Annotated in this window: 5 protein-coding genes; all 5 read right to left on the reverse strand. The window is 65.9% G+C overall.

Translation table 11 applies throughout. The features are described from left to right. Positions 1-15: 15 nt before the first annotated feature. The 5 genes from A5759_RS00460 to A5759_RS00480 all read right to left on the reverse strand — a co-directional run bounded on the left by A5759_RS00460 (position 16) and on the right by A5759_RS00480 (position 8576). Positions 16-1524, reverse strand: a complete 1509-nt coding sequence (locus A5759_RS00460) for a glutamate synthase subunit beta (RefSeq protein ID WP_068192432.1) — start codon at positions 1522-1524, stop codon at positions 16-18. Further along, on the reverse strand, positions 1517-6058 hold the full coding sequence (gene gltB, locus A5759_RS00465; RefSeq protein ID WP_068192435.1) for a glutamate synthase large subunit: 4542 nt from the start codon (positions 6056-6058) through the stop codon (positions 1517-1519). Before gltB ends, A5759_RS00460 begins: the two co-directional genes overlap by 8 nt. Positions 6059-6142: 84 nt before the next feature. Then, complete coding sequence (locus A5759_RS00470; RefSeq protein ID WP_068192438.1) at positions 6143-6553, reverse strand: DUF2752 domain-containing protein; 411 nt, start codon at positions 6551-6553, stop codon at positions 6143-6145. Next, complete coding sequence (locus A5759_RS00475) at positions 6543-6956, reverse strand: NINE protein (RefSeq protein ID WP_064426732.1); 414 nt, start codon at positions 6954-6956, stop codon at positions 6543-6545. Before A5759_RS00475 ends, A5759_RS00470 begins: the two co-directional genes overlap by 11 nt. Before the next feature lie 195 nt (positions 6957-7151). Beyond that, positions 7152-8576 carry an HNH endonuclease signature motif containing protein gene (locus A5759_RS00480; RefSeq protein WP_068192440.1) on the reverse strand — a complete coding sequence of 475 codons (1425 nt, stop codon included), beginning with the start codon at positions 8574-8576 and terminating at the stop codon, positions 7152-7154. Positions 8577-8672 lie beyond the last annotated feature (96 nt).

Consider the following 8672-nt stretch of genomic DNA (forward strand, 5'->3'; position numbering starts at 1 on the left):
ATAGTCGTTATCGATTCAGACGACGGCCAGCGGAAGAGCGCCTGGGATCACCGGGGCAGGCAGATCCGACTCCCCCATCAGGAACATGTCGACCGCGTGCGCAGCGCTGCGGCCCTCGGCGATCGCCCAGACGATCAGCGACGCGCCGCGGTGGGCGTCGCCGCAGACGAACACGCCGGGTGCGTCGGTCTGCCAGTCCGATCCGCACGGCAGCGCGCCGCGCCGGTTCGGTGTCAGGCCCAGTTCGTCGAGGAGCGGCATGTGTTCGACGCCGTCGAAACCGATCGCCAACAACGCCAGCTCGCAGGGGATTTCCATCGGTTCGCCGACCGGGGTGATGACGCGACGGCCGTCTGGGTCACGCTCGACCTTGACCTCGGCGATCTCCAGTGCGCGGAGGTTCCCGCTGTCGTCGCCGACGAATCGCTGGACGGCGACCTCGTAGCGCCGGTGGCCACCCTCGGCGTGGGCCGGTGAGAGCCGGGTCCGCAATACGAGCGGCCAGGTAGGCCATGGTGTGCGCGAGTCGTCGCGGGTTTCGGGCGGTTCGGGGTTGTAGTCGAGCTGGGTCACCGACAGCGCGCCCTGCCGATGCGCGGTGCCGAGGCAGTCGGCGCCGGTGTCACCGCCTCCGATGATCACGACGTGCTTGCCGTTGGCGCTGATCGTGCTGGGCCCGTCGCCCTCGCATTCTTTGTTCGCGGGCACGAGGTGCTCCATCGCCAGGTGGACACCTTTGAGATCGCGCCCCTCGACCACGTAGTCACGCGCACGCAGTGCACCGACGGCGAGCACGACGGCGTCGTACTGCGCGCGGAGCTGCTCGACGGAGACGTCCACGCCGACCTCGGTCTCGGTGACGAATCGCGTTCCCTCCGCCCGCATCTGAGCCAGTCGCTGATCCAGCGTCGCCTTTTGGAGCTTGTATTCGGGGATGCCGTAGCGCATCAGCCCACCGATGCGGTCATCCCGTTCGTAGACCGTCACCTCGTGGCCGGCACGGGTGAGCTGTTGTGCCGCAGCCAGTCCCGCCGGACCGGAGCCGACGATCGCGACGCGCTTACCGGAGGCGATCGCGGCCGGTTGCGGTTGCACCGCGCCCGAGTGCCATGCGCGGTCGGCGATGGTCTGCTCGATGCGCTTGATCGTGACGCTGCCGCCGGTCTGCTCCTCAGAGATCGACAGCACGCACGCCGCCTCGCACGGTGCCGGGCACAACCGGCCGGTGAACTCAGGGAAGTTGTTGGTGGCGTGCAGGCGGTCACTGGCCGCGTCCCATCTGCCGCGGCGCACAAGATCGTTCCACTCCGGGATCAGGTTGCCCAGCGGACAGCCCGCGGTTCCGGAGTGGCAGAACGGAATTCCGCAGTCCATGCACCGCCGGGCCTGCTGGGACACCTCGGCGGCGCGCAGGTTTGGGTCCTGCTGCTCGTAGACCTCGCGCCAGTCGCCCACGCGTTCATCGACAGGACGTTTGGCCGCCTCGACCTTCGGAACCTTGAGAAATCCGGTGGGATCAGCCACGGCTGGCCTCCATGATCGCGGTGTCGACGTCGCGGCCCTCGCGTTTGGCGGTGAGAGTGGCCTGCAGGACGCGCTGGTAGTCGCGGGGCATGATTTTGGTGAACTGGCTACTGCGCCTTGGCCAGTCCGAGAGCAGCGAGGCCGCCAGGCTACTGCCGGTGTACTGGGCGTGCCGGGAGATCACGTCGCGCAGCCAGGCGAGATCTTCCGGGTCGAGGCACTGCAGCTCCACCATCTCGGTGTTGACCCGCCTGTGGTCCAGGCCGAGGACGAAGGCGATGCCACCGGACATGCCCGCGGCCATGTTGCGGCCGGTCTTGCCGAGCACCACGACCCGACCGCCGGTCATGTACTCGCACGCGTGGTCGCCGACGCCTTCGACGACCGTCAGCGCACCCGAGTTTCGGGCCGCAAAGCGTTCGCCGGCGCGGCCGCGCAGGTACACCTCCCCCGACGTCGCGCCGAACAGCAGCGTGTTGCCGGCGATCACGTTGTCCTCGGCCAGGAACAGCACGTCCTCGGGCGGCCGCACCACGATCCGGCCGCCGGACAAGCCCTTTCCGACGTAGTCGTTGGCGTCGCCGACGAGTTCCAGGGTGATTCCCGGTGGCAGGAACGCACCGAGCGACTGGCCCGCAGAGCCGGTCAGGGTGATGTGAATGGTGCCGTCGGGCAGGCCCTGCGCGCCGTAGCGCCGGGTCACCTCGGAGCCCAGCAGCGTGCCGACGGTGCGGTTGACGTTGCGGATGGGCAGTTCGAGCCGGACGGTATGGGCGTCCTCGAGTGCACCCTCGGCGAGCTGGATCAGCGTCTGGTCGAGCGCCTGGTCCAGTGCGTGGTATTGCTCGCGGACCTTGCGGCGAGGCGAGGGTTGGCCCGTGTGCCCGTCGGCGGGCACGGCGAAGATCGGTGACAGGTCCAAGCCTTGGGTCTTCCAATGCTGGACGCCCTCGTCGGTATCGAGCAGCTCGGCGTGCCCGATTGCCTCGTCGAGGGTCCGGAAACCCAGCTCCGCCAGATACTTACGGATGTCTTCGGCGATGAAGCGGAAGAAGTTCTCGACAAACTCGGGCTTGCCGGTGAACCGGGCGCGCAGTTCGGGGTTTTGCGTGGCGACCCCGACCGGGCAGGTGTCGAGGTGGCAGACCCGCATCATGATGCAGCCGGACACGATGAGCGGGGCGGTGGCGAAGCCGTACTCCTCGGCGCCGAGCAGCGCGGCGACGACGACATCGCGCGCAGTGCGCATTCCGCCGTCGCACTGAACGGTGATCCGGTCGCGTAACCCGTTGAGCATCAACGTCTGCTGAGTCTCGGCGAGTCCGATCTCCCACGGCACGCCGGCGTGCTTGAGGCTCGTCAGGGGTGCCGCCCCGGTGCCGCCGTCGTAACCCGAGATCAGCACGACATCGGCGTGGGCCTTGGACACGCCTGCGGCGACGGTTCCGACGCCGACGCTGCTGACGAGCTTGACGTGGATGCGCGCCCGGTCGTTCGCGTTCTTGAGATCGTGGATCAGCTGCGCGAGATCCTCGATGGAGTAGATGTCGTGATGCGGCGGCGGCGAGATGAGGCCGACCCCTGGGGTGGAGTGTCGCGTCTTGGCGATGTTGGGATAGACCTTGAAGCCCGGGAGTTGACCCCCTTCACCGGGTTTCGCCCCTTGGGCCATCTTGATCTGGATGTCCGTCGCGTTCACCAGGTAGTCGCTGGTGACACCGAAGCGACCGGAGGCGACCTGCTTGACGGCGCTGCGACGCTTGGGGTCGTAGAGCCTATCGGTGTCCTCGCCGCCCTCACCGGAGTTCGAACGGCCGCCGAGGTTGTTCATCGCGATCGCCATCGTTTCGTGGGCCTCGGCCGAGATCGACCCGTAACTCATGGCGCCGGTGTTGAACCGCTTGACGATCTCCTCGACGGGTTCCACCTCGTCGAGCGGTACCGGCGGCCTGACCTTCTTGAACTCGAACAGGCCCCGCAGCGTTCCGCCTTCACGGCTGAGGCGGTTCACCTCGTCGGAATACTGCTGGAAGATGTCTTGGCGGGAGGTGCGCGTCGAATGCTGCAGCAGGAAAACGACTTCGGGGGTGAACAGGTGCAGTTCGCCTTCTCGGCGGAACGCGTAGTCGCCGCCGACCTCGAGGCGCCGGTGGACACGCTCGGTCGGGTTCTCCGGGTAGGCCCTGCGGTGGCGTTGTTTGACTTCTTCGGCGACCACGTCGAGGCCGACACCGCCGAGCTGGCTTGGGGTGCCGGTGAAGTACTCGTCGATGACATCTTTGTCGATGCCAACCGCCTCGAAGGCCTGCGCGGCCGTGTAGGAGGCGACGGTGGAGATGCCCATCTTGCTCATCACCTTCATGACACCTTTGCCGAGGGCCTTGCAGTAGTTGCGTACTGCGGCGGCGGGTTCGATACCGGTCAGTTCCCCTTCTCGGACGAGGTCTTCGATCGACTCGAAGGCGAGGTACGGGTTGACCGCGGCGGCGCCGAAGCCGATGAGCATCGCGATGTGGTGCACCTCGCGGGCGTCGCCGCTCTCGACCACCAGCGCGACGGTGGTGCGCTCCTTCGTGCGCACGAGGTGGTGGTGCACGGCCGAGACGGCCAACAGCGACGGGATCGGCGCGCGGGTGTGGTCGGAGTCCCTATCGGAGATGACAAGCGTTCGTGCGCCTTTGGCGATCGCCTCACAGGCTTTAGCGCGAAGGTCCTCAAGAGCGTCGGCAAGCCCTTCCCCGCCGCGCTCGACATCGTAGAGGCCCTTCAGCACGGTGGTGCGCAGGCCGGGGTGTTCACCGTCGTCGTTGATGTGAACGATCTTGTTGAGCTCGTCGTTGTCGAGAATCGGCCAGCGCAGCACGATCTGGCGACATGAGGCGGCGGACGGTTCGAGCAGGTTCTGTTCGGGACCCATGATCCGTGCCATCGATGTGACGATCTCTTCGCGGACGGCGTCCAGCGGCGGGTTAGTGACCTGTGCGAAGAGTTCGACGAAATAGTCGTAGAGCAGTCGGGACCGTTGTGAGAGCACCGCGGTTGGAGTGTCGGTGCCCATCGAGCCGAGCGGCTCTGCCCCCGAGGCGGCCATCGGTGTGAGCAGCACGCGCAGATCCTCTTCGGTGTAGCCGAAGGCGATCTGGCGCTTGACGACGTTGTCGTGGTTGGGCTGAACACGGGTGCGGTCGGGCAGGGTGGCGATGTCGAGCAGGCCGGCGTGCAACCACTCGCCGTAAGACTCCTGCGCCGACAGGTCCGCCTTGATCTCGTCGTCGGTGACGATGCGCCCAGCGCCGGTGTCGATCAGGAACATCTTGCCCGGTTGCAGGCGGCCCTTGGCGACGATCTGCGCTGACGGCACGTCGAGCACGCCGCTCTCGCTGGCGAGGATGACGCGATCGTCGATCGTGCGCCACCACCGGCCGGGGCGTAATCCGTTGCGGTCCAGCACCGCACCGACGAGCGTGCCGTCGGTGAAGGTGACACACGCGGGACCGTCCCAAGGCTCCATCAAGGATGCGTGGAACTGCCAGAAGGCGCGTTCGGCGTCGTCCATGGTGGCGCTGTTCTCCCAGGCCTCCGGGATCATCATCAGCACGGCGTGGTGCAGGCTGCAACCGCCGAGGTGCAGCAGTTCGAGCACTTCGTCGAAGGAGGCCGAGTCGGAAGCCTCCGGCGTGCAGATCGGGAACAGGCGGGACAGATCGCCGGGGATGTTCGCGCTGGCGAGCATCGCCTCGCGTGCGCGCATGCGATTGCGGTTGCCGCGAACGGTGTTGATCTCACCGTTGTGGGCGACGTAGCGGAAGGGGTGAGACAAGGGCCACGACGGGAACGTGTTCGTCGAGAACCGGCTGTGCACGATCGCGATGGCACTACGGCAGCGCTTGTCGCGCAGATCCGAGAAATATTGTGGCAGCTGCTTTGTGGTGAGCATGCCCTTGTACGCCATGGTGCGGCTGGACAGCGACGGAAAATAGACGCCTTCGCGCTCGGCCCGTTTGCGGAGCGGATAGACGCGTCGGTCCAGTTCGATGCCGCCGACCTCGGTGGTCGAGGCGACGAACAGTTGCTCCATGTGCGGCATGCAACCCAGCGCGGTGGCACCGAGGTTTGCGCCGAGGGGATCGATCGGCAAGAGGCGCCAGCCGAGCACCTTCAGCCCTTCGTCGTCGGCGATGGCTTCGACGCTTTCGCGGGCGGCTGCGCGGGCCGCGGGTTCTTGTGGCATGAAACAGATACCTGCGGCGAAGGTGTTGCTTCCGTCGAGCGCAGGGGCCGGGAGGTCGAAGTCGACGACCTCGCGCAGCAGCTCGACGGGCAGTTGGATGAGGATGCCCGCACCGTCACCGCTGTTGGTCTCGGCGCCTGCGGCGCCGCGGTGGTCGAGATGCTCGAGGGCGGTCAGCCCGTCGGCGACGATGGAGTGCGAGCGTCGGCCCTGGATGTCGACGACCATGGCGACACCGCAGGAATCCGCTTCATTGGCCGGGTCGTAGAGACCTTGGGGTTCGGGGAATGCCGAAAAGAGCATCGAGGGGGCACCTTCGCAGTCCGGAAGTGTTCATGTCCGGGACTGCACCGGCCCGCAGCCGATTGTAACAGCGCGGCTAAGCGCTCACCCGTCGAGAACCGTGGGGACCAGCGGGAATCCGGGAAGGTTGCGTACCACTGTCCAGGTCAGGGCTGAGACGACAATCACGACGATCATCGGGGTGTTCATCAACGGTTTGCTCTGGCGCCATCGGACCAGAAGCCACGTCAGCAAGAGGGGAAGGCCGACGAGTAGATAGAGGTTGTCCACCACGGCCGCAGCGAGATCGCCGTGCAGCAGATCGTGCGTCATGCGCAGTCCGCCGCAGGCGGGGCAGTCCAGACCGGTGAGCGCCTTGAAGGGGCAGGCCGGGAAGATGAAACCCGGGCGATGCGGATCGGCGATGCCGATGTAGGCCAGCGCGCCAGTCAGGACGGCGCCTGCACCGAGTGCGCCGTAAAGCCGCTTGCGGCTCGTGCCGACGCTAGGTGCCATCGCGCAGCGGGCGCCCCTGAGGATCGCGGACTTTGTCGGTGAGCAGCATGATTGCGTCGATGATGCCCCAGATGATGGCGCCGATACCGCACGTGATCAGGCCGACGACCAATTGCGCTATACCCAGCCCGGTGTAGCCGAGGTAGATGCGGCCGATGCCGACCAGGCCGAAGAGGCCAAGCAGCTGAAGCAGCCCCGCGACGAGTTTGGACTTGTCGGAATAGGGTTCGCCCGTAATGGGGTGACGGCCGTAGGGCGCCAATGGATCGCCGTATGCCGACGGGTAACCCCCCGGCGGCGGCCCGTACTCGCTGCCTGGCGGGGGCGGATATTGCGGCTGGTAATTCGGCTCTTGCGGGGGCGTGCTGCCATGCTCACTACCACCGAACTGCGGCTCCGTCATGGCACCCAGCATGCCAGACGGGGTGGTGCCAGTCAGTAAGAATTCTGTGCGCACTGGCCTCACGGCATTGCCCCGATGTTTGCGGAGGCTCGACGAACCCGGCGGTCGTAGCCGACAAAGGTCAAGAGATTGTCGCTCAATCTGATTCGCTAGAGCGGCCGCGGAAGGACTTCGCAAGTACCGATACCGCGCGTGTCAGAACGGTGGCGGTTGGTAGTTGGCGGCCAGCCAGGCTTGCCGCTGCCGTTCTTCTTCGGCAATCAGCTCGGCGCGCTGGCGACGTTCGGCTTTAATGCGATCGCGACGGTCGTCTTCGCGTGTCTGTTTGCGACGGGGCATCATCAGGCTTCGAACGGCCTTGTCGGGCGCGGTATCGGCGGGAATCTCAAGCTCGCCCGTCGACTGTCCGAGTGCCGGAAACAGGCTTGCGCCATGGGGTTCGCGGCGCCACACGTGTCCCGTGGGCCCGATCAACTCGATTGTGCCGTCGGGGAGTTGTCGATCGGTCCAGCCGCGTGGTCCGCAGAAGAACGTCTTGATCAGATGGTGAGTCCGGCAGTAGTGCTTGGTGTTCGACGGATGCGTCGGACCCTGGGGCCAAGGAGTGGTGTGGTCGACGTCGGACTGGTGCACCGGTTTGTCGCAGCCCGGCCATCGGCAGGTCAGGTCTCGCCACTGCAGGAAGTCGCGCAGCGCCACGTTGGGCCGGTACCCGTTGTCGGCTTTGGTCGGCACGGTTAACTGCTTCAGTTGCGCGGTCTTGGCAGTCTTACGAATCGACTCGGCGGGCAGCACCCCGAAGCCCTTCAGGTAACCGGGCTTGTCACTGCCTCCCTCGAGGGTGGCCTGCTCGGCAAGCACGTGGATGATGGCCGTCGTTGCGGCCGCGCGTTCTGCGGCTGCGGGGCAGTCGTCGAGCCCACATTCACAGGGCAGTGTGGATTCCCCGCGAGCCAGCGGTCCACATGCATCGGCGCGGCGCTGCTGCTGGGTTCGAGGATCTTTTTCGCACACCGTGGTGGCCAAAGCATTCAGTCGGTTGTCCAGTGCCGCACCATCGGTCGCCCGCAGATTGCCCCCGATCCAAGCCATCCCCGGACAGCCCGGCTCGACGTTGATGTGGCGATTGTCCTCGGCTCGGCGCGGGACCCGCACTGCTTCCGGATCGAAGCGTGCTACGAACATGTCCACGCGGTCAATTAGTTTGGGACCAGACAGTTTCATCCACTTCTCGGCCCTGGCAGCCAGCGCCTCATCGAGCGCGGGCATGATGTCGGGCTCGACGTTCTCGGTGCGAGACATGATGGTGGCCACCACCCGGTAATCGATCCACCCGCGTCGAAACACTTCTGCTACCCGGGGAAGCCGTTCGCGCAACGTGTTCGCCGCATGTACTTGACTGAGCGCGCGGGCATGACTGATGTTCTGAACCGGCGATATCTCTGCCGCTACGACGACAGCGACATCGGTTAGGAACATCTTGGCTTCAATATGCTCGGTGACGCGCCGTGCGTAGAGTTCGGCGACGAGCGCCAGCCGGCGCCCCATCGCCGCAGCCTCCTCGCGAGCCTCTTCACCCATAAGGGTGATTAGATCGCCAGCGGAAGCGTCTTCGAACATGTGTTCGATACTACTCGAATCCACTGACTCAAACTTTCTGACAGGGTCGCGTTATCCACAGCGCGGCTGACGTTGAGGAGGTTGGGTGAGTCATGG

The organism is Mycobacterium sp. 852014-52144_SCH5372336, from assembly GCF_001665615.1.
GTDB classification, from domain to species: domain Bacteria; phylum Actinomycetota; class Actinomycetes; order Mycobacteriales; family Mycobacteriaceae; genus Mycobacterium; species Mycobacterium neumannii_A.

Coding starts and splice junctions, on each gene's coding strand:
- gltB (WP_068192435.1), bottom strand. CDS start 6,058: ATGCTCTTTTCGGCATTCCCCGAACCCCAAGGTCTCTACGACCCGGCC.
- A5759_RS00470 (WP_068192438.1), bottom strand. CDS start 6,553: ATGGCACCTAGCGTCGGCACGAGCCGCAAGCGGCTTTACGGCGCACTC.
- A5759_RS00475 (WP_064426732.1), bottom strand. CDS start 6,956: ATGACGGAGCCGCAGTTCGGTGGTAGTGAGCATGGCAGCACGCCCCCG.
- A5759_RS00480 (WP_068192440.1), bottom strand. CDS start 8,576: ATGTTCGAAGACGCTTCCGCTGGCGATCTAATCACCCTTATGGGTGAA.